This is a genomic window from Demetria terragena DSM 11295 (genome assembly GCF_000376825.1).
GTDB lineage: Bacteria > Actinomycetota > Actinomycetes > Actinomycetales > Dermatophilaceae > Demetria > Demetria terragena.
In genome coordinates, this window is sequence record NZ_AQXW01000003.1 from 380,425 (window position 1) to 404,618 (window position 24,194).

Consider the following 24,194-nt stretch of genomic DNA (forward strand, 5'->3'; position numbering starts at 1 on the left):
GCTCACTCAGCCGCGAGGGCGCTCACGGGGGAGGTGCGCGCGGCGCGGCGAGCGGGTGCCCAGGAGGCGAGCAACGCGCAGCCGGCGGCGGCGATGATGAGCGCCGCCAACGTGCCCCACGGAACTTGGGGGAGGACACCATCGGCGTAGGTGCCGAGCAGCGACCGTGCGCCGGCCCAGCCGAACAGCACCCCGAGTAGCGATCCAACGACAGCGGCCACCAGGGCGACGAGTAGTGCCTCGATCGCCAGTGTCTGGCGAACCTGCCCAGCGGTGAAGCCCAAGGCACGAAGCAGCGCCGTTTCACGTTGCCGCTCCAGCACCGACAGCCCAAGCGTGTTGGCGACACCCACGAGCGCGATGAGTACCGCGATACCCAGCAGTGCCGTGACGATCGTCAGCATGAGCCGAACGATCGAGTCGAGTTCGCTGCGTGTGCCTGCGGCACCGCTGACGTCCGCACCAACGGTGGAGACGGCGTTGCGGACCTTGCCGACGACGGTTCCGGGGTCGGCATCGGAAGTCAGCCGGAGCCACATGGTCGCGGGTTGGGCATTCGGTGCGATCTGCACAAGGTCAGCGGTGGTGACGATGACACCTTCCAGGTCTCCATCGGTCAGCTTGGCGGTCAGCGTTCGCTTGCCGATGGGCACCTGATCGCCGTCCTTGATTCCAAAGTCCTGCGCGGTCATTGTGCCGAGCAGGACGGTGCCGTCGCGAAGTCCGTCGAGCCGAGACGGATCACGCATCACCGAGCGAGCGGATGGCGGGACGCCGACCACGTCCTGCTTGGCGCTCAGCCGAGGTCCCTTGACCGCAGCTTCAGAGGAGCGCAACACCGAGATTCCAGCGACGCCGTCGGTCTGTGCGATCTGGTCGCGGACCGCCTTTGGTATCGCCTCGCTGGACGTCACCTGCACGTCGAGCGCAAACTGCTCATCGATTTCCGCCTGTATGGCCTTCTTGCTGGTTGCGGCGCCGACGAGCATGGCGGCCATCAGCGTGATGCCGACCAGGAGCGCGGTGCTGGTCGCGGCCGTACGTCGCGGGTTCCGCGCCGTATTGTCCGTCGCCAGTTCGCCAGGAACTCCAGCCGTCTTGGCAGCTAGCCAACCCATTCGGCGCGCGACAGCTGGGACAGTGACAGGTGCTGTCAGGATGATTCCCAGGCTGGCCAGAATGCCTCCAGGAACCGCGATGGGCGCCTTGCCTGAACTTGCACCGACGAGCAAAGAAACGAATCCCGCTGCGGCAATGATGAACCCGAGCGCCAATCGTACTCGCGACGTCCGGGTAGATCCGGTCGAGGCGAGCTCCGGTCGGAGCGCGGCCAGGGGTGCGACACGGGAGGCGCGCCTCGCCGGCAGTACAGCGGACGCGACGGTGACGACGGTGCCCACTGCGAGAGCACCCAGCAGACCAGCAGGATTGATGCCGACCTCATCCATGGGCAGCTGGAGCAGATCGTTCGTGTGGCTGACCTTGGTGAAGGCAAAGACCAGGCCGACGCCAGTCGCGACACCGATCGCCGACGAGGCCACGCCGAGCACGAGCGACTCGCCCACCACGGCACGGGTGACCTGACGACGCGACGCTCCCACGCAACGCAACAGCGCGAGTTGTCGTGCTCGCTGTGCCAGGAGGATCTGGAAGGTGTTGGCGATGACCATTCCGGCGACGAACAGCGCGATCAGAGCAAACATCCCGAAGAACATGGTGATGAAGGTGATGCCGGTGACCATCTCTTGAGCTCGGTGGTCAGTTTCGGCCGTGGCCGTGCGCACGGTGACCGCATCGCCGAGCCGCTGGCGGAGTGCCTTGGCGGTCGTCGTCTGCGCGCCACCAGCGACGAGGAACGCGTCATACGCCCGCTGGCCGGACCAGGTGGAGATTTGGTCTGAGGTGCCGACGATGTACGGCATTCCGGACATGCCGTGGAGCCGGACGACTCCCGCGACGGTGCGACGCTCGACCGATCCTGGTGATCCCCCGATGGTCACCGTGGAGCCAGGCCGAACGCCGAGTGAGGAGGCGGCCTCGGAGTTGAGTAGTACCTCACCGCTGCCCGCGGTGGTCCGACCGGAAACGTGTCCGACCAAGCCGGGCGCGACCGTCGATGCGAGGAAGGTCTGGTCGTTCTTGCCCGCGCGGATCGCCACTGAGGTGACGCGCTCCGGCGTGACCCGGTCGACGCCGGGCAGGCCGCGAGCCGCCGTCAGTTGCTTGGCATCGAGTTCGCCGCCGCCTTGACCCAGACCGCTGACCACGGCTGAGTACCCCGAAACTTGTTCGCTTGCAGCGGTTTCGGTTCCCCGCTTCATCGTTGAGCTCAGGGTCAAGGTGGCGGCAACGAATGCGACACCCAACACGATGGCAATGGCGGGCGCGACAAACCGGCGAAGACCGTGGCGCAGCTCTGCGAGCGTGATCCCACCCATGTCACGCACCCAGCCCACGCAGCGCGTCGAGGACCGTGTCGGGCGTCGGGTCGGCCAGAACACCGCGTACGCGCCCATCGGCCAGGAGCACGACCTCGTCAGCGTAGGACGCGGCGGAGGGGTCGTGAGTGACCATGACGACGGTCTGGCCCAGGTCGCGCACGGAGGCGCGCAGCGCGGCAAGCAGGCTGGCTCCGGTCACCGTGTCAAGGGCTCCAGTGGGTTCGTCGGCAAAAATGACGGACGGTCGGCTGATGAGGGCGCGAGCCACCGCTACGCGCTGCTGCTGGCCGCCGGATAACTCACTCGGGCGATGGTCCAGTCGGTCACTGAGACCGAGAATGTCGATCACATGGTCCCACCACTCCCGATCGGGACGTCGTCCAGCGAGCCTCAGCGGCAACCGGATGTTGTCAGCGGCGGTCAGTGTCGGCAACAGGTTGAACGACTGAAAGACGAAGCCGACCTGGTCGCGACGTACCCGCGTGAGCTGGTTGTCCGACAGCCCGCCTAGGTTTGTCCCGTCGAGAAATACCGAGCCGGCTGTGGGCACGTCCAGCCCGGCCAGACAGTGCATCAACGTGGACTTGCCGGAACCAGACGGTCCCATGATCGCGGTGAACCGGCCCTTCGCGAACGCGATGTCGACCTGGTCGAGCGCGCGGACTTGGGCCGAGCCGGTGCCGTACGTCTTCACCAGGCCGCTCGCGTGGACTGCAGTGGTTCCGGAAGCGGCCGGAGCAAGGGATGGGGCCGGGATCACGAAGTCTCCTCAGTCGATGTGAATCAATCTCACTGACGACACTAGGAATTCGGTACTTCTAGCGCGTCCGACTGTGGTCTCGAGCCGGCGCGGGCCTCGTCATACCCAGGTATGACCTGACCAGAGCAGGGGGTCAGCCGTCGCCGGGGATCACCAGGCCGGTCTCGTAACAGAGGACCACCATCTGCACCCGATCGCGCAGGCCGAGCTTGGCAAGAACCCGGCCGATGTGGGTCTTGACGGTCGGTTCGGCCAGGAACAAGGCTGCGGAAATCTCGCTGTTGCTCAGACCTCGACCAACGGCGATCAGGACCTCGTGCTCGCGAGGAGTCAGCGCTTGCAGGCGATCTCGATCCGAGTCGGCCGCGCCAGGCAGCGAGGGCAGCACGGCCTCGAGCAGCCGTTTGGTTGCTGAGGGAGCGACGACGGAATCCCCGCCATGCACCGCCCGGATGGCCGAGAGCAGCTCCTCAGGCCCGGCATCCTTGAGCAAGAATCCGGCGGCGCCAGCGCGCAGTGCCGCGTAGACGTACTCATCCAGATCAAAGGTGGTCAGCACCAGCACGCGTGGCGGCGAGGGGAAGCCCATGATCTCGGTGGTCGCCGCCACGCCGTCAAGTCGTGGCATCCGAATATCCATGAGCACCAGGTCAATTGCGCCAGGATCAGGTCGTAAGCGGTCAAGGGCCTCTTGCCCGTTGGTGGCCTCGGCGGCCACCACCATGTCGGACTGTGCGTCCAGGACCATCCGGAATCCGGCGCGCACCATGGCTTGATCATCGACGAGCATGAGACGTATGGGCTTGGTCATGGCTGCAGCCGGTCCTGGTCTTTGATGGTCGGATCAGTGGCTCGGAGGGGAATGGTGGCCGAAACGATGAACCCGCCGGCGGGTTGGTTGCCAGCCGCCAAGGTTCCACCGAGGACGCTGACGCGCTCACTCATGCCAAGGAGCCCATAGCCGCCGCGGGCGTTCGCTCCGGGCAGCAAGCCGCGACCCGAGTCGGCGACGAGCACACTCAGTGTGTGCTCATCGCGGGCGACCTCGACCCGTGCGGTTGCGGGTCCAGCGTGCTTGATGATGTTGGTGAGTGACTCTTGAACGACGCGGTAGGCCGCTGCACCCGGTCCAGGTGGGATGTCCTTGACGTCGTGGTAGGCGAGGTGGACCTCCAGGCCAGCGGTGCGTACGCGCTCCACGAGTTCGGGGATATCGCCCACCGAGGTCGAGGGCGAGAGGTCGAGCGCCTCGCCCTCCTCACGCAGCACGCCGACCAGGCGCCGGGTCTCCGCGAGCGCGCTGCGACTTGTCTGGCCGATGACATCCAACGCCTGAGCCGCGGCATCGGGGGAGGAGGCGTGCCGTGCGGCGTAGGCCGCTCCGTCAGATTGGACGACGATTACGGCGAGGGCGTGAGCGACCACATCGTGCATATCGCGTGCGATGCGGGTGCGTTCGGTCTGAGCGGCCAGTCGGGCATGCTGGTCCCGCTCACGCTCGGCATCCAGCGCTCTTGCGTGCAACTCCAGCATCAACTGTCGGCGCCGACGTCCGGCCTCGCCGAACGCGACGGCCGCAGCGATGCAGATGAGGCACCCGACGGCATAGGTGGCGGTGTTGCTCGCGGAGAAGGACACGTCACCGCCTGTCATGCCGAGGGCCCAGTCGACGGACGCCACGACGACACCGACGGCGCAGACACCCAAACCGACCGCATACCAACGGAATCCAGTGGTCCAGGTGATCAACGAAGCCAACGCGATCATCAGCGAAACGTTGGGGACCGCAGGTTGGTCAAAGACCGGAACCTGGGCCACGGTGGCCAAGGCCACGGCGAGGAAAGCGACGGCAGGGCGCGCCCGCCGCCAGGCCAACGGCACCACCTGGAGGATGAGGACGAGGGCCAGGGCGAACCGCCCAGACAAGGCGTACGGCGCAACGGAAAAGACCAATAATCCAGCCACCACCAACCAGTCGATCCGCAAAGGGCGGGTCGGCTGGTCGATCGGCGCGGCGCTCACGAAGACGAGCGTAAGCGAGCGCACCAGTTGGGCGAGTATGCCCCGCCTTAACTGAGTTAGGTGCCCTTGACTGGGAAATTTCCCGGTCAAGGGCACCTAACTCAGTTAGTTCCCACGGGGTGGGAGGTTAGGGGCGGGGGTTAGACGTGGGTCTGGGCCTCGGTCAGGACGCCGCGCAGGATCTGCTCGATCTCATCGAACTCCGACTGGCCGCAGATGAGTGGCGGTGCAAGTTGGATGACGGGGTCGCCACGGTCGTCGGCACGGCAGTAGATGCCCGCGTCAAAGAGTGCCTTGGAGAGGAATCCGCGCAGCATGCGCTCGGACTCGTCCTCGTTAAAGGTCTCGCGAGTGTCCTTGTCTTTCACCAGTTCGATGCCGTAGAAGTAGCCCTCGCCTCGGACATCTCCGACGATCGGGAGGTCCTTCAACTTCTCCAGGGTGCTGCGGAAGGCGGGAGCGTTCTCGTGAACTCGAGCGTTCAGGCCCTCCCGTTCAAAGATGTCCAGGTTGGCCATGGCGACCGCTGCCGAAACCGGGTGGCCGGCGAAGGTGTAGCCGTGGGCGTAGGAGTTGGTGCCCTTGCGGAACGGCTCGAAGAGGCGGTCGCTGGCGATCATGGCGCCGATGGGGGCATACCCGGAGGACATGCCCTTCGCGCAGGTGATGATGTCTGGGACATAGCCGAAGTCATCGCAGGCAAACATAGAACCGATGCGACCAAACGCGCAGATGACCTCGTCGGAGACGAGCAGGACGTCGTACTCATCGCAGATCTCGCGGACGCGCTCGAAATAGCCGGGAGGCGGCGGGAAGCAACCGCCTGCGTTCTGTACGGGCTCCAGGAAGACAGCCGCGACAGTGTCGGGCCCCTCGAACTCGATGGCCTCGGCAATGCGATCGGCAGCCCAGCGGCCGAACTTCTTCGGGTCGTCACGGAGGTCTTCGGCCGCACGGTAAATGTTGGTGTTGGGGACCTTGTGGGCGCCCGGAACCAGCGGCTCGAACATTTCCTTCAGGGGCGGCAGGCCCGTGATCGATAGGGCACCTTGGGGGGTGCCGTGGTAGGCGATCGCGCGGCTGATGACCTTGTGCTTGCCGGGCTTGCCGACGAGTTTGAAGTACTGCTTTGCGAGCTTCCATGCGGATTCGACTGCCTCTCCGCCACCGGTGGTGAAGAAGACCCGATTGAGGTCGCCTGGGGCGTAGGCAGCGAGGCGCTCTGCCAGGTCGATGGCCGGCTGGTGCCCGTAGGACCACAGCGGGAAGTAGGCCAATTCGCGGGCCTGCTTGGCCGCGGCCTCAGCGATTTCCTCGCGGCCGTGTCCAGCCTGAACAACAAACAGTCCAGACAGGGCGTCGAAGTACTTCTTGCCCTGGTCATCCCAGATGTAGGCACCCTCGCCTTTGACGATGACGGGGAGGCGTCCGCCCGCGCCGCCTTCGCTCTCCGGTTCGTAGACCGAATGGCGGGTGAAGTGTCCCCAGAGGTGATCGCGCGCCGCATCCTGTCGTGGCGTGCCCTTGGGTGTGGTGTCCGTGGTGCTCATCGAGTTCCCCAGTCGTAGCGCTGCTTGTTGAGTTTCATGATGTTGAACGTCTCCGTGTGAGTGACGCCTTTGATAGCCCGAATGCGTTGGTGCAAAAGGGTTAACAGGTGATCGTCGTCGGTACAGACGATCTCGACAAGGAGGTCGAACCGACCCGTTGTCGTGACGAGATAATCGACCTCCTCGAAGTCTTCCAGAGTCTCCGCGACCTTCTGGCTGTCGCCGGTGGTCACCACCCCGACGATGGCTTGGCGACGAAAGCCAAGTTGGAGCGGATCGGTGACGGCAACGATCTGCAGGAGGTCGGAGTCCAGGAGGCGCTGCACGCGCTGCCTGACCGCTGCCTCGGACAAGCCGACTTCGCGGGCGATCGTCGAGTACGGCGTCCGACCATCGTGTTGAAGAGCCCGAATGATCGCTTTTGCGGTGTCGTCAAGGACAACACTGTTTTGCGAGGTGCGGATATCGTCGACCACGGCGCCAGTTTGCCACGGTTTGACCGCCTAAGCAAGCATTTAGCGACGGAATCCGCAGGCTTGCGTGGGGACTTATGCTGATCTCGACAATGTTGTCCCGGCCCGGATCTGCCCGAGCCACGTGCGGTGCGCGGAATGGAGACCTGCATGGCTCTCAGCGTTTTTGATTTGTACTCGATCGGCATTGGACCCTCGTCCTCACACACGGTCGGTCCGATGCGCGCGGCACGAACTTTCGTCGAGGGCCTTCGCGAGGATGGCGAGTTGGCGCGAGTCGGGCGCGTCAAGGCCGAGCTTTTCGGCTCGCTCGGCGCGACAGGTCACGGGCATGGGTCGGATAAAGCCGTTCTGCTCGGGATGGAGGGCGAGGCCCCGGAGTCAGTGGACACGAACACCGCCGATGACCGCGTGGCCGCCATCAAGGGTGACCGGAAGGTTTGGTTGGCCGGTACGCACAAGATCGGATTCACTCCCGACAAGGACCTCATCATGCATCGGCGCAAGTCGTTGCCGACCCATCCCAACGGGATGACCTTTCACGCCTTCAACGGCGCAGGCGAACTGATTCGTCAGCGGACGTACTTCTCGGTCGGTGGCGGATTCGTGGTGGACGAGACCGCCACGGGAGCCGACCGCGTAGTGCAGGACGACACCGAGTTGCCGCTGTACTTCACCACCGGCGCACAGCTGCTAGAGATTTGCGAGCGAGAGCAACTGACGGTCAGCGAAGTCATGCTTCGCAATGAACGAGTATGGCGCTCTGACAAGGAAATTCGCGATGGACTCCTTGAAATTTGGGCGGTCATGGTCGAGTGCGTCAACAATGGTTACCGCCACGAGGGCACCCTGCCTGGGGGCCTGAAGGTGCCTCGGCGGGCGCCGCAATTGCATCGGGAACTCACCCAGGGATCGCGCGGCGAGGATCCGCTGAGCGTCATGGACTGGGTCAATCTGTATGCCCTCGCGGTCAACGAGGAGAACGCTTCCGGTGGACGTGTCGTGACCGCCCCGACCAACGGTGCCGCGGGGATCATTCCTGCGGTACTGCACTACTACGTCCACTTCGTACGCGGCGCGGACGAGGCGGGCATCGTGAAATTCCTGCTGACCGCGGCCGCCATCGGCATCCTGTTCAAGGAGAATGCCTCGATCTCGGGCGCAGAGGTCGGGTGCCAAGGCGAGGTGGGGTCAGCGTGCGCGATGGCATCCGGTGCGCTGTGCGAGGTGATGGGCGGGTCTCCGGCTCAGGTCGAGAATGCGGCCGAGATCGGCATCGAACACAACCTGGGCCTGACCTGTGATCCGGTGGGCGGTTTGGTCCAGATCCCGTGCATCGAGCGCAATGCGATCGCTTCAGTGAAGGCGATCAACGCCGCCCGACTGGCCTATGGCGGCAGCGGTGTTCATACCGTCTCGCTCGACAAAGCCATCAAGACGATGCGCGACACCGGTCGGGATATGTCCGTGAAGTACAAGGAGACAGCCCGTGGCGGTCTCGCGGTCAACGTCATCGAATGCTGAACTCAGATCACCGGCGGCGTCGGTAACTTCGCGGCTGGTCCAAACCGAGTTGAGCAAAAGATCGCCGCATGGCGATCGCGTTGAGATATCCGCTACGACGCGCCACCGCGTCCATGTCGAGGTCGGCACCCTCCAGTGACTGGATCAAAGAAATCGCGATGCGCGAACGTGCTTGGCGCAGTTCGAGACCCACGCTGGAATCGACGTCGTTGAATCGGCGTTGAAGGCGCCGCAACGGCACCTGAAGGCTGTCCGCCACCTTCTGGGGCGTAAGCCTCGGATCGTGGGCGTAAGCCACCATGTGCTGGCGCGCCCGGTCGACCAGAGAGCGGTCCAACGGTGGGAGGTGTGGAACGGCATTGGCCTCCAACAGGACCGAGGAGACCAGGTGGGTGACAACGTGCAGCGCATACCCGGCGGTGAACGGGTGCCAGGGGAGCGGCTGCTCCAACAGCGAATCGATGAATCGCCACATCGGTTCGGCCAGCGTGGATGGTGGGAGAACTAGAGCTTCTTGGGTTGGTCGGCGCACGCCCATCTGGCTGAGCCTGGACGCTGGAAACACGATGCCGGTGACACGGGTTTCCTTTTGGCAGGCCGTGACGAAACCGCAGGTGCTTTGCGTGACAAACAGTTGACCCGTGCCGACAGTGACGATGGGCCCCTGATCAGGATGGATAACGACTGGGCTCGATGCTCGTCCCAACATGACGTGTGCTGGTGTCGCGGGCCGCGTTCGGGTAGCGCTGGGATGCAACCCCACGTGGAAGAGGTCGAAGTCGTCAAGAGAGATGCCGGTGATGGGGTGCGACTCCGACCCTCGGGACACCGGGAACCGCTTGCGGGGTCGGGCTGGCCGCTCGGACGGAAAGGCAGAAACCTGTGGCGTGCCGGACTCGGCGTTGTGCAACGAGTTCATCGATGACCGTCGACGTCGAGTGAGTGCGGGGCACGCTGGGCGTGAGTCAGCGCGTTCTTGACCAAGGTGGCTATGGCGTGCGTGCCTTCGGCGGGGCCATCGGAGACTTCCGGTTTTCCGTCCCGGCCGACATAGACCGCCGCGGGGAGAATGTCCAGACCAAGGTGGTCAGCCAGAGCCTCGCCCTCGTCCTGGTGCAAGTAGGCGCCCAGTTGAGGAAAGTGTCCAAGAGCCGCGCCGGGTGCATCTGCGATCACGACGCGAAGGTCAACACCGTGCGAGCGCAGATCTTCTCGCCACGTCGGCACCTCGTGAGCGACTGCTAGACATGCTGAACAGGTAGTGCTCAAGAAAATCAGGACCGCGCGGTCCTCATGGACCAGGGTGCGTACGTCGTGTCGCGCACCAAAGAGATCGAGCAGATAGGCCTCGGGGAGTACGTCCGACGTTGGCTCAGACGGTGGCGCGGCGGCGATCGGCGTGCGGTGGCGCTGGCGTGCCATCACCTCGAGCACCACGATGGCGCCGGCCAGCAGCAAGCCCAATTGGAGGAGCCCCGCATCGGGGGAGGTCAGGTTGCTCGCACGCTGTATGACCGACCCGTTCTGAGACCCCGAGAGCCCGATCACGCTCAAGGCGAGCAGTCCGAACGCACGCGTGAGCGTTGCCGGACCCACAGGCTGATCGTCGAACCGGCCGAAGCAGGCACAGTGCGCGGGTTCCTCGAAGCGCAGCGCGCGACCCAGCACCACGATGAACACCAGGAACATGCCCACGGCAGCGATGGCTGCGATTCCCGACCATGGCGCGGGGGAGGCGAGCACGGTCAGCGCGACAGCAACCTCAGCGACAGCCCAGAGCCGGGCCGCCAAAGCGGTGCTGAGGGTGCGGTGCAGCCGTAGCGAGCGTAGTGCGGCGTGATGTGCTGCGGGGCTGGCGAGCTGCGCGACGCCGCTGAGGCCGAGCGCTGTCGCGGTGGCCACCTCAGCCAGAACCGCGACTCCGGAGTTCATGGTCTTGGCCGGTCCGAGGTGGTGGTCACGTGACTTCTCCTGATGGTGCTGTGCTTCAACCTATCCAGTAATGCGCTGACAACTTGCCACGGTGACGAGCCCCAACCGGACACCAGTGACGGTCATCCCCCGAGCATTGTTCGCGGGGGCCGTGTCATTCCCCAAGTAGGCCAGATAGTACGTGCTGTTGACGCCGATATCGAGTGCGCCTTCACGTTGAATGGTGAGTGGTGTCGTGGGACTGATGGCTCGAGGCGTGGTGAATTGAGCGGCTTGGCCTCCAGATCCGAGAAGGCTCAAGCCGAGATTGCTCCCGCCGGCGGTCCAACTTCCAGTGCCCACGCTCAAGGCTGAGGTGGAGTAGAGCAGGAATTGAGTGCCGGCGGGGATGGTGCCTCCGGTGACCCGAATTTGAAAGGACGGACGGTTCGTCAGGCTCAGGCCGACGGTTTGGCACCAACCGAAGTCGATCTGTACATCCATCGCCAAGTCGGGCACCGGAGCGACGGTGCCCGCCTGCGGATCGAAGCAGACGAAGGCGCCAACGGCTGTTCCGACTCCCACGCCGCCTGCCGACATGATGGCGATGTCATCGGTCTGAATTGTGTCCGGAGTGACGATCCTGGTGGTGTAGGTGCCGATGCCATTGACGCTCAAGCCGGTCAGGCCGATCGTGAAGGATTCACCGCCGTTCAGGGCGCGTGAGGTCCGGAATGTAGCGGTGGTGCCGCCGATGCTGGCAACGCTGAGGGTGGCGCCGGGGAAGACGAAATTGCCCACATTGACGGCCGCGGTACCACCGGTACTGATCGTGATCTCGGTGCCAGCGGGAACTGTGCCCTCTGTGGCGGTGTAGGTGAAGCCCGGCTGGTTAGCGCTGAGCACGGCAACATTCACCAACGAGCAGTTGGTGGCCGTGACCGCCAGGTTGGCGGTGCTCGCCGCGTGCGCCGGGGCCGCGGTGGCCAGGGCGATGACCGGGACGCTCCAAGCGGCACCTTGCACGATGGCGCGGCGCGCTACTGGGCGGCGCGATTCATCAGATGTGAAATGGTGCGTGACGGTCATTTCGTGTTCCCCTCAATGCGTGGTGATCGCCCCAAGATCCGCCCAGACGAGCCGACATATGGAGAGAATCACATATTGACGGAGGGGCTACGGCAGAGTCGCTATGTCTGACGCAAGTTGTCGCAAATCGTGGCGAAGCGGGAAATAATAATGAAAGCACCGGCAGAAGCAACAATGCTTACGTTGCAGATTGACGTTTACGTAACGCCTATGTGTTCACTATATTGCACAGCGTTCACATTCTTTAAACTATAGAAAAACTGCATTTGGTGTACGCGTTACCGTAGCGCGATGATGAGGTTCACGGTAGGGGTTCTCGGGACCGCTGTTGAGGTCGTCCTCGATCGCGCATCGATCAGCGACGAGTTGGCTGAGGAGCTTTACCGCGGGTGGCAGCACTGCGTGACCGACCGGCAGCCAGCGGAACAAGTGTTCGTCGCCATCGGCCACCGGGCCGTCGTGCCCGAGGAGTACACCTGGTTTGTCCGAGCGCTATCGCCCGACGGCGCGGCGGCTCAGTTGTCCGACGTGATCGTGGGGACCGCGCTGGCCACCTTGATTCCGCCAGATGCGGATGGTCCGGTCCGGCCGGTGAAGGTCGGAATCTATGCCGGCGGCACCGTGACATCTGGTGGCGAGGGTGTCCTGTACGGCGACCTGGCCAACCTGGGAGGGCACCGTCGAAGCCGGGTGATGGACGCACTGTGCGCACGTCATGAATACCTGTCCGACACCGCCCTCGCACTCGAGTTGTCCACCGGGATCATCGGCGGTGCCGCGAAGCCATTCACGCGATTCACTCACGGCCGACTGAGCTCACGTGTAGAGGTCCCTCTTGCCGAGGCGGGTTTCCGGCCCGGAACGTCGGCTCTGGGTCGACTGGTCGTGTTCCTGGACTGGCTGCCTGAGCCCGGGCCCGCATCGTGGGAGCCGCTTTCTCTACCCGAGGCGGCCGTACGGCTGGCCCCGGCGATGCCGATCTTCCCTGCGCTGCAGCATCCCCTCCAGGAGTTGGTGACCATGCTCGATCGCGTGAGCGCCTCGGTGCGTGTGCAGTTCCACGACGAGCGAGATCTTCCTGGCCTCATCGAGGACGTGCTGTCCACGCAGATTGAGGCCCCGTTGGTCTTGCCCATCGATTGTGCTGTCGATGAGAGCACTCCGCCCCGGCGTGGGGCGATGAGAAGAGTTCCGTTGCGCGATGGCGTCAGTGATGGGACGACCATGGCGATGTTGCGGGTGGACCGTCAACCCTTGGCAGTCACGGGCATTGCACCGCACGTGTGGGACCTCAGTCGTTCCTGGATCAGCGCCGAAGACCTCACGGCCGCTTTGGTCGAGCGGTTGGGCGTGCCGGATGGTGTCGACCCCGGTGAACTGGTCGACGATGCGGTCCGGCAACTTGTCGAACAGAACGTGATGGTCCGCCTGGACTGACCTCGGGCCCCTGTGGATAACTCCCGAGGCGGAGTCAGGAATTTCTCTACCGTGGGCATTCCTGGTGAAAGGAGTGACCCATGTCCTATTCGGTGAATCCGTCTGAATTGCAAGATATCTCAGGCCGAGCGGTCGGTGCCGTTGGTGACCTCGAGAGCGTGCCCACGGACTTGGGGCGACTGCTACGCGCGGTGGGTGAGGCGTCGGGCAGCCCCGTGGTCGCGGCCGCAGCCTTGAGCGCAGCTCGCCGTTGGCAGCCTGCGGCCGAAGGCATGGTGCGCGAAGCACGAGGGCTCGCACGGGGGCTGGGTGCGGTAGGTGCCCAGTACGAGGCAACCGAAAGAGCGCAAGGTCAACGGTTCGGGACGTCCCCATGAAACTCGGCGAGATCGTTCCTGGCGGGGGAGTGGTCCTCCAGGATTTCGGGGGTGATCCGGCTGATATTCACCTGTCGGGTCAGGAACTCACCCAAGTAGGCCACCGGCTGCAGCGCCAGTCCCGGGCGAGCGCATTGCACGGCTCGCAGGCGGTTCAGAACTGGCTCGGAAGTGCCTCCGTCGCCTACGCGACCTGCAACGGTCAGCACGTCAGAGGAACCGCCGCCGCGTCGACGAAGGCGCAGCGTGCCGGAACTGTCTCCCAGAGTTTCGCGACTCAACTCAGGCGAATCCAGCGGGAGGGCGCGGCTGCGGTCCGCGAGCGTACTCGACTCACGCGCGAGTTGGATGCGGCGCTGCGTCAACGATCCGCGGAGGTGGTGGGACCGGGCCGCGATCTCGGAGCCGAGGAAGACATCCTAGACCTGCGCCGACGGATCACGGCGCAGACCCGCATCCTGGAACGGCTCGACGGCGAGCTCGGGCGAGTTCGCAAGAAATTCGGCGACGATCTGCTCGACCTCGTACCGGCGACGATGGTGGCCTGGTACTACACGGCCCAGACCGGCCATGAGACTTACAAGAACGTCAAGACGATACGCAAAGCACCCGCGACGGTTCGCAGAGTCGCGACCGCAGCGCGTGCGTTGCGGGCAGCATCCCGATCCCGCGATCCCGCCAAGATCGAGGCGGCTCGCAAAGAACTCGTGGCCGCCCGCCGGGCGCTCACCAGCTTGCCCGCAGGCGCCAAGCAACTCGACCAGGTGCACAAGGCCTCCAATTCAAAAATGGCCAGGAAGCTCCTCGAAAAGGAGCCCGTGAAGCGGCGCGCCGAAAGATCACGCGTGCTCAAGGTCGCCAACAACCCAGCCGTACGCCGAGTGCTCGGACCGGTCGGCGTGGTGACGACCGTCTACGGCGGGGGCAAGGATGCCGTCACTGGCGGTGGTAAGGACGGCGCTCAAGGCGTCGCCACGCGAACATCTGGAGTGCTGGTCGCGGGTGGCACGGGCCTGATGATGACGACCGCAGGCGCACCCCTGGGAGCGGTGCTCGTCGTGACGGGGCTCTCGATCAAGGCGTCCATGTGGCTCTGGGACCGCGCCCAAGGGGGGAGCGGTAGGCCCGTCCAGCGGAGCCCGGAACGGATCCGCCGGCTTCGTGCATTGCACAACTCCCGGAGCGGGACCATCGCGATATCAAGCGAGTCCAAGCCCAGAAAAATCAACACTGAACACACGCGTAGGGGGAACCGATGAATCAACCTGCACCTGAGCCCACCTTTCTCGGCAGATTCAGTGATGAGGAGTTAGTCCTTCTAGACGCTGAACATGGGCTGGTTAATTTGCCCCAATACAACGCCATGAATCGTCGGCAGCAAGACCGGGCCTTAGCAGGCGGGCTCCGGATGCTTCAGGCTCGGGAAGGTGGACTCGACATTGATGCAGGGACGGTCGATCTTCCTCAGCATCAGTGCGACCTATTTGATTTTCGGTCCGGAGCGAGTTGCGTACTCATGATGCAGATTCTGCGCCCCGAGCCGGGTGGCGAGGTGGGCCTGGTCCATGACCATTACGCCTTTGTCGATGATGACTTCGTGCTTCTGGAAGACGTCGACGTCGAGGGGATGCACGACTACTGGGCTCTTCACCTGCACGAACTTGTAGGGGCACTGCAGGCCCGGATTCCGGAGCAGCTCGACGGGCAAGACGGCGCCGGTGAGCCTGTCACCGTGGACCTCAGTGCGGTGGCAGCTGGTCAGAGCACCGCGACCATCGATCTCGTCGGACGTGCGCTCATACAGATCGACGCCACGGTCTGGCGGGCGCCAGCGACTCCTGACCCAGTGCTGTGCTCGGTGGTGGTCGGCGACCGCGGGACCTACGCGACGGTGGCGATCGATGGCGCGCGAGGTCCGATCACCATGGTGCCCATCAGCCGAACTCGCCTGGGGCAGGAGGTCGTACGGCTGCTTGATCCTGACAGGCATGACTCGGACAGCGTGACCCTGACGCCCGCACCCTGACATCAGCACCCTGACATCATGATCCGGTGACTGTTACGCCTCGCACCATTGCCCTGCTCGGCTCGACCGGGTCAATCGGGACCCAAGCTCTTCAGCTTGTCGCCGCTCACCCAGACCGGTTTCGGGTGACAGCGCTGGCTGCCGGTGGTCGCAATCTTGACCTCGTAGCCCAGCAAGCGCTCGAGACCAGAGCCGAACTCGTCGGTGTCGCCCGCGGTGAGGTGACCGAGCTCACCGAGCGGATCACGACTCTGGCTCGTGAGGCGGGGGGCGGGGCATACCGTCCGGAGATTGTCGTGGGCGAGGACGCGGCGCGCGCCGTGGCCGCGAGCGGCGCTGATGTCGTCCTGAACGGGATCACCGGGTCCATTGGCCTGCGTCCCACTATCGCGGCCTTGCAGGCAGGTTCCACCTTGGCACTGGCCAACAAGGAATCGCTGATCGTCGGAGGCCCGATCGTCAAGCACCTGGCGCGGCCCGGCCAGGTCGTCCCCGTGGACTCCGAGCACAGCGCCATCGCGCAGTGCCTGCGCACCGGAAGCCGGGACGAGGTTCGCCGGCTCGTCCTCACGGCCAGCGGGGGACCGTTCCGCGGACGTAGTCTGGACGAGCTCACCGAGGTCACGCCGCAGCAGGCGCTCGCGCACCCCAACTTTGCGATGGGCAAGGTCATCACGACGAACTCTGCGACCTTGGTCAACAAGGGTCTCGAAGTGATTGAGGCACACCTCCTCTTCGATGTGTCCTACGACAACATCGAGGTCGTGGTCCACCCCCAGCAACTCATTCACTCCATGGTGGAGTTCGTCGACGGTGCCGTAGTCGCGCAACTCGGGTTGCCGACCATGCTGGTGCCGATCGCCTTGGGCATGGGGTGGCCAGATCGGGTGCCCGAGGCGGAGACGCCGATTGACTGGAGTCAGGCCGCCGACTGGAGGTTCGAACCGCTGGACGACCGTGCCTTTCCCGCGGTACGCCTGGCGCGTCAGGTCGGCGTAGCGGGGGCGACCTTCCCAGCGGTCTACAACGCGGCGAACGAAGAATGTGTCGAAGCCTTCCATGACGGTCGCCTCGGTTTCCCGGACATCATCAGGACCGTCGCACGCGTCGTCGAGCAGCACTCCGTCGAAGGCGGAGAGCTCACCGTCGAACAGGTCCTCCTCGCCGAGCAGTGGGCGCGCGATGAGGCCCAGCGCTTGCTCAGCCAGGCGTGAGATCCTCAGAGACGTGATGTATCTGCTTGGGGTCCTGCTCATGGCGCTTGGGGTAGCCCTGTCGATCGCGCTTCACGAGTTGGGCCACCTCATACCGGCGAAAAAGTTCGGCGTCCGGGTGACCCAGTACATGGTCGGTTTTGGTCCGACTGTGTGGGCGCGCCGCCGGGGTGAAACCGAGTACGGCATCAAGGCCGTTCCCTTGGGTGGATATATCCGGATGATCGGGATGCTCCCGCCTCGGCCGCAGGACAAGCCCGGCCAACTCCGTACGGCCTCCACCGGGCGGGTCTCCCAAATGGCCGACCGGGCGCGCGAAGACTCCTTCGACGAGATCGGGGAGGACGACGGCGACCGGGTTTTCTACAAACTGCCGGTCTGGAAGAAGGTCGTCATCATGATGGGCGGGCCGACCGTCAACCTGGTGATTGCCGCAGTGCTCCTGGTCGTGATCGCCTGCGGTGTCGGACTGCCGGAGCAGAAGAGCGCCAACGTCGCTGGCGTCAATGAATGCCTCCCGGTCACCGTGGCAGCCGGCGAGAAAGCTCCCAAATGCACCGCCGACAACCGCTCACCAGCGTGGAAGGCTGGCCTGAAGCCGGGCGATGAATTCGTTTCTGTTGCAGGCGAGCCCGTGACGACGTCGCAGGGAGTCACCGAGATCATCAGGGATCGCGCCGAGCAGGCAATCCCCGTCGTGGTCGAGCGTGACGGCAAGGAGGTCACCTTGTCGGTGACCCCGGTGACCCGCGAGATGCCTAAGCAGGACGACAACGGCCAGCAGGTGCTCACGATGTCCGGGGAGCCGGTCATGGAGAACGTCGGGCTGATCGGAACCTCAATCGGCGGCACTTTCGTCACCGAGCGTCGACCGCTGACCGAAGGCCCCGCGATCGTGGCGGACGGTCTCAAACAGACCGCGTCGGTCTTCCTGAAGATCCCGCAGAAAATGGTGGGGGTGGCCCACGCCGCGTTCTCCGATGGGCAGCGGGACGCCAACGGACCGATATCGGTCGTCGGCGTGGGGCGCGTTGCTGGTGAGGTGACCGACGAAGCCGATTCGGCCAAGAGCGTGGCCGTTGTGCTCCTCATGATTCTCGCGTCGCTCAACCTGGCCCTGTTTGTGTTCAACATGATTCCGTTGCTCCCGCTCGATGGAGGACATATCGCGGGGGCGCTGTGGGAGGGCGTCAAGCGGACCATTGCGAGGGCGCGAGGCATCGAGGGTCCGGTCTATGCCGACGTGACCAAGGCGCTGCCAGTGGCGTATGGCGTCTCCATCGTCCTGGTGGTGATGTCGGTGCTGTTGATCTATGCGGATATCGTCAACCCGATCTCGCTCAACTAGACCTGCGAGAGCTGCCCGCCGATCTCACGGAGTTATCGATGTTTGTCGCGCCCGCTGCAGGCTTGAAACCCGCTCCGCTCAGGGCCGGCTCGCGAGTCGCGATGGTGGCCGCGAGTGGTCCGCCGCTGGCTGAGCGGCTGGCGTACGGCCTTGAAGTGCTTCAGGATTGGGGCCTTGAGGTTGACGTCCTGTCCTCCTGTTCGGCACCGGCCGAGCCGTTTGAGTATCTCGCGGGCACGGATGCCGCGCGCGCCGAAGACCTCACGACGGCACTGACCGACCCGTCCTACGAGGCGGTGTTTCTGGCCAAGGGCGGATATGGCGCGCAGCGCACCTTGGAACACCTCGACTGGGCGGACCTCGCGGCCCGCCAGCCGACACCCCGACATGTTGTCGGGTTCTCCGACGTCACGGCGATCCAGGAAGGTGCGCTGCGTCATCTTGGGTGGGCGTCGCTGCACGCGGCTATGCCCGCGACGACGTACTTCTCCATGCCACGCGCCGTGGGCTCACTGTGGGCTCAGCTCTTCAAGCCCGAGTCGGTAGGCGTTCTGCACTTTGCTGACGCGGTTCCGGTCGTTGACGGCGTGGCCGAAGGTGTGGTCGTGGGCGGTTGCGCCACGTTGATCGCCAGTTCGCTGGCGACGGACACCGGGCTGTCCGCTCGGGGCGCCATCCTGTTCCTCGAAGATGTCGATGAAGAGCTATTCCGCCTTGATCGGGTCTTCACTCACTTGCGTCGCTCGGGCTATCTCGACGGCGTGCGGGGGATCCTGACGGGGAGTTTCGAGGAGTGTGGCGACCCGGCTCTCGTGCAGAAGTTGCTCGTCGATCGGTTCGGTGATCTTGGCGTCCCCGTGCTGACCGGTGCCGACATCGGCCACGGAGTGGCACTGCAGGCACTCCCGATCGGACTAACGGCACGGCTGGATACCTCGCAGCGTGAACTGGCGTTCGTGTGAATCAGCGGGACTAGCGGCGCCGCGCGTAAAACGGGGCTACGCCGTCCTGCCATGGCGGGACGTGCCAGCCGTCGACCTGGATGTCGAGGTACTGCCCCTGGAGGTCGCCAATGGGCTGATTGATGTTGGCGAGGACCTGCGGAGGGGCCATCTGGGTGCGAATCTTCAAGACGAAGCCCTCCCCACCGTTGGGCCAGCGGCACCACAACAAAGCGGCCTCGTCGATGGCGCCGAGCCAGTTGAAGTAGTGGGTGAGACGTTCGTACAGGCCAACAGGGACGTACTGCGGTGGGCCGAGTACGAATGGACCAGCGGGTGCCTGCGTCGGCACGTGAGCCGGCGCCTGGGGTGGTGGTGCGAACGACGACTGCTGCGGGTTCATCGCGGCGGCAGCCGGGGTGGATAGCGGAGTCGGTGGCGCGAAGTTGGTCGGCTCGGTGATCTGTTGCGCCGCCGTCGGTGCGGACGCGTCGCCTGGGCCCATACCGTGCAGGAGAGCCGACATCTGCCCGACTTTGATCTCCACGCTGTGGTGGCACTGGGGATTGATCAGAAGCGGGATTGCGCTGGCCACCAGGCGCTCGAAGGTGTCCCGACCGGTCAGCGGTTGAGTTTGGACGGTGGAATCAACCTGCACCGCGGATCGGAAACGGTCGAACCGGGCCGGGTGGGTAAAGGCGACCACGTGATGCTGCTCGGTGCTGCCGACCAGAAGTGGTGTGAATTCGTGGGTTTCGTGGAGCCGTCCCGCCACACCAACCTGTGCGTCGAGCAGCAGTCGGTTGAAGCGATGCATCAAAGCGGGGTCGTGAGGGGTGGTGAGCGCACCGGCCAGGAGGTGTTCCAGGTCGTTCAGTGGAGGCGGTTCGGGCGCGGGCACGTAGTCCAGGGTGACGGGTGGCAGGGTGCATCGCAAAACCCACGGTGCGCAATACTCGGCGTATGAGCGTGTCCCTCGGAATGCCAGCTGCCCCGCCGCCTGTCCTCGCCCCGCGGCGCAAGACCCGCAAAATCAAGGTCGGCAAGGTCGACGTCGGCGGCGACGCGCCCGTCTCCGTGCAGTCGATGACGACGACCCCCACGACCGATATCAACGCCACGCTGCAGCAGATCGCCGAGCTCACCGCATCGGGATGTGACATCGTCCGGGTGGCCTGCCCGAGCGCTGATGACGCTGAAGCTTTGCCCGCCATTGCAAAGAAATCTCAGATCCCCGTGATCGCCGACATCCACTTCCAGCCGAAGTATGTCTTTGCGGCGATCGACGCCGGATGCGCGGCCGTACGCGTCAACCCTGGCAACATCCGCAAGTTCGACGACCAGGTCGCGCAGATCGCCAAGGAAGCCAAAGACGCGGGTGTCTCAATCCGCATTGGGGTCAACGCCGGGTCGCTAGACAAGCGGTTGCTGGAGAAGTACGGCAAGCCGACACCTGAGGCATTGGTCGAGTCCGCGGTGTGGGAAGCATCACTTTTTGAGGAACACGACTTCCACGATTTCAAGATCTCGGTCAAGCACAACGACCCGGTCGTCATGGTGCGAGCGTACGAACTCCTCTCCGAGCGCGGTGACTGGCCGTTGCACCTTGGAGTGACCGAGGCGGGCCCGGCTTTCCAGGGAACGATTAAGTCGGCGACTGCGTTCGGCGCGCTGCTGTCCAAGGGCATCGGCGACACCATCCGTGTCTCGCTGTCGGCGCCGCCCGTCGAAGAGGTCAAGGTCGGCAACCAGATCTTGCAGAGCCTCAATCTGCGCCCGCGCAAGCTGGAGATCGTGTCCTGCCCGTCATGTGGCCGCGCCCAGGTTGACGTCTACACCCTCGCCGATGAGGTCACTGCTGGCCTCGAAGGTATGGAGGTGCCGCTGCGCGTCGCCGTGATGGGCTGCGTGGTCAACGGTCCGGGCGAGGCACGTGAGGCCGACCTCGGGGTGGCATCCGGCAACGGCAAGGGCCAGATCTTCGTCAAGGGTGAGGTCATCAAAACCGTGCCCGAGAGTCAGATCGTTGAAACCCTCATCGAGGAAGCGATGCGTATCGCGGAGGAGATAGGTGAGGGCGAAGGCGCCGCTGACGGTGCCGGATCCCCGACTGTCACTGTCGGCTAGTTGACCGGCAGACCGAGGAGGGCGGCAAACCATCGCTCGGCCACACCGGTCGCGAAGGGTCCCGTTCGGGCGGTGACTTGCTCCAGGACTTCGCCAGCTGTCGCCTCGGCGCGCTGGACGATGGCTGCGGGGTAGCCGTAACTCACCTGATGTTCGGCAAATTCGTCCTCGTCATCGATGAACGTCGTCTCGCCGCAGCGGATGACGTCGAGATCGAGGTCGATCAGCGAGAGGCGCACGGGGGTCTCTTCTAGGTGCCACTGCGGTACTGAGCAGATGTCGACATAGACATTCACTAGATCGGGGTCGTGGTCTGGCGCCGGCGGCCGGTCGTAGAAACGCGCCGCCCACCAATGCGCCGAAGGCAGCACCGCGACGGAGTCAACGTCGCTGGTGAACTCGTGCCCCTGCCGATAGATCCGGGCGCCAGCGAAGACCCCGATCCACCGACCCCACTGGTCCGTACCGAGATAACGCCCGTCGCCGTTCTGCCAGTGTGGGCTCCCATCCCATTTCTGATGGTCCACGTGTACGCGAGCGCCGGGGAGTAGATCTGGCATACCGCGACTATCCCATCTCACGCCGGTCGAGTAGTCCTTTCTCACGTTGGTCGAGCAGTCCTTTCTCACGTTGGTCGAGCCGGTCGAGGCGTTAGCCGAGGCCGTGTCGAGTCCTCTGGTGGGTGGTCTCGATACGGCGGGTCGCTGCGTTCCTGCCTACTCGACCAGCGTTGTGTGTTCAACGCCGGTCGAGCCGGTCGAGGCGTTAGCCGAGGCCGTGTCGAGACCCGTGGTGGGTGGTCTCGATACGGCGGGTCACTGCGTTCCTGCCTACTCGACCAGCGTTGTGTGGCTCGGCGGGGTCTCGACAAGCTCGACAAGCTCGACTGGCGGCAAATGGGCGGTGTGGAGCGCCTCGTACCCACGATGTGCCGCCAGTCAACAGCTCATGAGCGCACGCCGGTCGAGCCGGCGAGCCCCGTAGGGCGAGCCGTGTCGAGGCCCTGGCGAGGTGGTCTCGATACGGCGGTCACTGCGTTCCCGCCTACTCGACCGGCGTTGTGTGGCTCGGCGGTCTCGACAAGCTCGACCGGCGGCAAATGGGCGGTGTGGAGCGCCAGGTACCCACGATTTGCCGCCAGTCAACAGCTAATGAGCGCACGCCGGTCGAGCCGGCGAGCCCCGTAGGGCGAGCCGTGTCGAGACCTCTGGTGGGTGGTCTCGATACGGCGGGTCACTGCGTTCCCGCCTACTCGACCAGCGTTGGGTGTTCAACGCCGGTCGAGCCGGTCGAGGCGTTAGCCGAGGCCGTGTCGAGGCCCTGGCGAGGTGGTCTCGATACGGCGGTCACTGCGTTCCCACCTACTCGACCAGCGTTGATCTAGGTGGTCTCGATGCGGGGTGGGTCTCGACGGCGCGGGGGGCGGTGGTGAGGAATACCATAGGGGGGTATGGTGTTGACCGAAACGGCAACCACAGGAGGTTCTCGATGAGCGAGCACCAGCACGGCTACATCGGCAACAAAGACGACTACCTGCGCCGGTTGAAGCGCATTGAGGGCCAGGCCCGCGGTCTGCAGCGCATGGTCGAGGAGGAGAAGTACTGCATCGACATCCTCACCCAGGTGTCGGCCATGACGAAGGCGCTGCAGTCGGTGTCCCTCGGCTTGTTGGAGGAGCACTTGAGCCATTGCGTCGTCGATGCGGCCAAGCAAGGCGGCGACGAGGCTGACGCCAAGGTGAAGGAAGCCTCCGAGGCCATTGCCAGGCTCGTCCGTTCCTGAACTCACCCACCAGACCAAGGAGTACGCCATGAATACCGCCACCTACACCGTCACTGGCATGACCTGCAGTCACTGCGCTGCGTCCGTCACGGAAGAGATCACCGACATTGCGGGTGTGACCGCGGTGGAGGTCGACGTCGAGTCCGGACTCGTCACGGTCACCAGTGACGCACCCGTTGACGACACGAGCGTGCGAAGCGCTGTCGAGGAAGCTGGCTACCAGGTTGCGCCATGACCACCATCACCAAGCTCGGAGCCTTTGTCGCTGGGCTGGCGCTCGTCCTCGCCGCAGCGTTCGGTCTCGGCCGATTCGTGGGTCCGCTCGGAGAGCCGCAGGCGCAGGCGGCATCCCATCACGGCGGCGAGCAGCAATCGGCGCCTGGCCAGGATCGCACCACGACACCGGCGCCCGGTGGTCTGCAGGTTTCTGAACACGGATACACCTTGGTCCTGGACCGTCCGATTCGAGCGTCTGGCGAGGGCGAACTGAGCTTTCAGATCCTCGGGCCCGATGGCAAGCCGGTGACCGACTATCGCCGCCAGCACGACAAAGACCTGCACCTGATCGTGGTCCGCCGCGATCTATCGGGCTTCCAGCACGTTCATCCCACCCGGGACGCGAGCGGACGGTGGTCTGTGGGCGTCCGCTTGAGCCCTGGAACGTGGCGCGTGTTCGCGGACTTCATGCCCAGCGGACGCGGCGAGTCAATGACGCTCGGTGCAGACCTGGAGGTAGCGGGAACCACTGGGCCACAACCGATTCCGGGGCCGTCGCGAACGACGACCGTCGATGGTTACACCGTGACGCTGAAGGGTGACTTGAAGCCGAATCAGGGCCGCAAGCTTGTCCTCAGCGTCGCTCAGAACGGCCGGCCGGTCACGAACCTCGAGCCCTATCTCGGCGCGTATGGCCACCTCGTGGCGTTACGCGACGGCGACCTGGCCTACCTGCACGTCCACCCGGACGGCGAACCGGGAGACGGCTCAACCAAGCCCGGCCCTGGCATCGCTTTCCACACGACGGCTCCCAGTGTGGGGACCTATCGGTTCTTCCTCGATTTCAAACACGACGGGGTCGTACGCACCGCGGAGTTCACCGTTCGCGCCGGAGGCGCCGCCACGCCACCAGAATCCGAACCTGCTCATGCAGACACCGACCACACCCACTGACC

The 24,194-nt window shown here is 64.6% G+C and carries 23 protein-coding genes; 12 read left to right on the top strand and 11 right to left on the bottom strand.

Annotated features, from left to right (window positions below):
• Window positions 1-2: 2 nt before the first annotated feature.
• From F562_RS17965 to F562_RS0103750, 6 genes are all read right to left on the bottom strand, one after another.
• Window positions 3-2,438, bottom strand: a complete 2,436-nt coding sequence (locus F562_RS17965) for an ABC transporter permease (RefSeq protein ID WP_169333361.1) — start codon at window positions 2,436-2,438, stop codon at window positions 3-5.
• A 1-nt stretch (window position 2,439) separates the two neighbouring features.
• On the bottom strand, window positions 2,440-3,201 hold the full coding sequence (locus F562_RS0103730; RefSeq protein ID WP_018155589.1) for an ABC transporter ATP-binding protein: 762 nt from the start codon (window positions 3,199-3,201) through the stop codon (window positions 2,440-2,442).
• A 133-nt stretch (window positions 3,202-3,334) separates the two neighbouring features.
• On the bottom strand, window positions 3,335-4,012 hold the full coding sequence (locus tag F562_RS0103735) for a response regulator (protein ID WP_018155590.1): 678 nt from the start codon (window positions 4,010-4,012) through the stop codon (window positions 3,335-3,337).
• A complete protein-coding gene (locus F562_RS17970; RefSeq protein ID WP_018155591.1) occupies window positions 4,009-5,223 on the bottom strand; it encodes a sensor histidine kinase in 1,215 nt (404 codons plus the stop codon). The genes F562_RS0103735 and F562_RS17970 overlap by 4 nt, the downstream gene beginning before the upstream one ends.
• A gap of 140 nt (window positions 5,224-5,363) precedes the next feature.
• Window positions 5,364-6,773, bottom strand: coding sequence for an aspartate aminotransferase family protein (locus F562_RS0103745; RefSeq protein WP_018155592.1), 1,410 nt, complete (start codon window positions 6,771-6,773; stop codon window positions 5,364-5,366).
• Window positions 6,770-7,249 carry an Lrp/AsnC family transcriptional regulator gene (locus F562_RS0103750; protein WP_018155593.1) on the bottom strand — a complete coding sequence of 160 codons (480 nt, stop codon included), beginning with the start codon at window positions 7,247-7,249 and terminating at the stop codon, window positions 6,770-6,772. The genes F562_RS0103745 and F562_RS0103750 overlap by 4 nt, the downstream gene beginning before the upstream one ends.
• A 147-nt stretch (window positions 7,250-7,396) precedes the next feature.
• On the opposite strand from F562_RS0103750, the gene F562_RS0103755 reads away from it, so the two are divergent.
• Entirely contained in the window at window positions 7,397-8,770 is a 1,374-nt protein-coding gene (locus F562_RS0103755; RefSeq protein ID WP_018155594.1) for an L-serine ammonia-lyase, read from the top strand.
• Window positions 8,771-8,777: 7 nt separating this feature from the next.
• Here the strand turns inward: F562_RS0103755 and F562_RS0103760 are convergent, their stop codons facing one another.
• The 3 genes from F562_RS0103760 to F562_RS0103770 are packed head-to-tail and all read right to left on the bottom strand — an operon-like array spanning window position 8,778 to window position 11,770.
• Window positions 8,778-9,689 (bottom strand): helix-turn-helix domain-containing protein, encoded by a 912-nt coding sequence (locus tag F562_RS0103760; protein ID WP_018155595.1) that lies wholly within the window; start codon window positions 9,687-9,689, stop codon window positions 8,778-8,780.
• Window positions 9,686-10,702, bottom strand: a complete 1,017-nt coding sequence (locus tag F562_RS0103765; RefSeq protein ID WP_018155596.1) for a MauE/DoxX family redox-associated membrane protein — start codon at window positions 10,700-10,702, stop codon at window positions 9,686-9,688. The genes F562_RS0103760 and F562_RS0103765 overlap by 4 nt, the downstream gene beginning before the upstream one ends.
• Before the next feature lie 60 nt (window positions 10,703-10,762).
• Window positions 10,763-11,770: a hypothetical protein gene (locus F562_RS0103770; RefSeq protein WP_018155597.1), complete on the bottom strand. Its 1,008-nt coding sequence runs from the start codon at window positions 11,768-11,770 to the stop codon at window positions 10,763-10,765.
• A gap of 291 nt (window positions 11,771-12,061) precedes the next feature.
• Here F562_RS0103770 and F562_RS0103775 point away from each other — a divergent pair, with 291 nt between their 5' ends.
• The 7 genes from F562_RS0103775 (at window position 12,062) to F562_RS0103805 (ending at window position 19,134) form a co-directional block, all read left to right on the top strand.
• On the top strand, window positions 12,062-13,207 hold the full coding sequence (locus F562_RS0103775; protein ID WP_018155598.1) for a hypothetical protein: 1,146 nt from the start codon (window positions 12,062-12,064) through the stop codon (window positions 13,205-13,207).
• Between the two features lie 80 nt (window positions 13,208-13,287).
• Entirely contained in the window at window positions 13,288-13,584 is a 297-nt protein-coding gene (locus F562_RS0103780; RefSeq protein WP_018155599.1) for a WXG100 family type VII secretion target, read from the top strand.
• On the top strand, window positions 13,581-14,843 hold the full coding sequence (locus F562_RS0103785; protein ID WP_018155600.1) for a hypothetical protein: 1,263 nt from the start codon (window positions 13,581-13,583) through the stop codon (window positions 14,841-14,843). The genes F562_RS0103780 and F562_RS0103785 overlap by 4 nt, the downstream gene beginning before the upstream one ends.
• Entirely contained in the window at window positions 14,840-15,610 is a 771-nt protein-coding gene (locus F562_RS0103790; protein ID WP_156822505.1) for a hypothetical protein, read from the top strand. The genes F562_RS0103785 and F562_RS0103790 overlap by 4 nt, the downstream gene beginning before the upstream one ends.
• 26 nt (window positions 15,611-15,636) lie before the next feature.
• Window positions 15,637-16,824, top strand: a complete 1,188-nt coding sequence (gene dxr, locus F562_RS0103795; protein WP_018155602.1) for a 1-deoxy-D-xylulose-5-phosphate reductoisomerase — start codon at window positions 15,637-15,639, stop codon at window positions 16,822-16,824.
• 16 nt (window positions 16,825-16,840) lie between these two features.
• The gene (locus F562_RS0103800) at window positions 16,841-18,172 is read left to right on the top strand and encodes a M50 family metallopeptidase (protein ID WP_018155603.1); all 1,332 of its coding nucleotides are present in this window, start codon (window positions 16,841-16,843) and stop codon (window positions 18,170-18,172) included.
• A gap of 38 nt (window positions 18,173-18,210) precedes the next feature.
• On the top strand, window positions 18,211-19,134 hold the full coding sequence (locus F562_RS0103805; protein ID WP_018155604.1) for a S66 peptidase family protein: 924 nt from the start codon (window positions 18,211-18,213) through the stop codon (window positions 19,132-19,134).
• A 10-nt stretch (window positions 19,135-19,144) separates the two neighbouring features.
• Here F562_RS0103805 and F562_RS0103810 read toward each other — a convergent pair whose 3' ends face one another.
• A complete protein-coding gene (locus F562_RS0103810; RefSeq protein ID WP_018155605.1) occupies window positions 19,145-20,014 on the bottom strand; it encodes a hypothetical protein in 870 nt (289 codons plus the stop codon).
• Window positions 20,015-20,076: 62 nt separating this feature from the next.
• Here F562_RS0103810 and ispG point away from each other — a divergent pair, with 62 nt between their 5' ends.
• Window positions 20,077-21,240 carry a flavodoxin-dependent (E)-4-hydroxy-3-methylbut-2-enyl-diphosphate synthase gene (gene ispG, locus F562_RS0103815; RefSeq protein WP_040385171.1) on the top strand — a complete coding sequence of 388 codons (1,164 nt, stop codon included), beginning with the start codon at window positions 20,077-20,079 and terminating at the stop codon, window positions 21,238-21,240.
• Here the strand turns inward: ispG and F562_RS0103820 are convergent.
• The gene (locus tag F562_RS0103820) at window positions 21,237-21,800 is read right to left on the bottom strand and encodes a DUF402 domain-containing protein (RefSeq protein ID WP_018155607.1); all 564 of its coding nucleotides are present in this window, start codon (window positions 21,798-21,800) and stop codon (window positions 21,237-21,239) included. The two genes, ispG and F562_RS0103820, sit on opposite strands and share 4 nt — an antisense overlap.
• A gap of 928 nt (window positions 21,801-22,728) precedes the next feature.
• Between F562_RS0103820 and F562_RS0103825 the strand changes: the two genes are divergently transcribed.
• From F562_RS0103825 to F562_RS0103835, 3 genes are read left to right on the top strand one after another with little or no spacing between them, the layout of a single operon-like run.
• A complete protein-coding gene (locus F562_RS0103825; RefSeq protein ID WP_018155608.1) occupies window positions 22,729-23,022 on the top strand; it encodes a metal-sensitive transcriptional regulator in 294 nt (97 codons plus the stop codon).
• A gap of 28 nt (window positions 23,023-23,050) precedes the next feature.
• On the top strand, window positions 23,051-23,257 hold the full coding sequence (locus F562_RS0103830) for a heavy-metal-associated domain-containing protein (protein WP_018155609.1): 207 nt from the start codon (window positions 23,051-23,053) through the stop codon (window positions 23,255-23,257).
• Window positions 23,254-24,192 carry a hypothetical protein gene (locus tag F562_RS0103835; RefSeq protein ID WP_018155610.1) on the top strand — a complete coding sequence of 313 codons (939 nt, stop codon included), beginning with the start codon at window positions 23,254-23,256 and terminating at the stop codon, window positions 24,190-24,192. Before F562_RS0103830 ends, F562_RS0103835 begins: the two co-directional genes overlap by 4 nt.
• Window positions 24,193-24,194 lie beyond the last annotated feature (2 nt).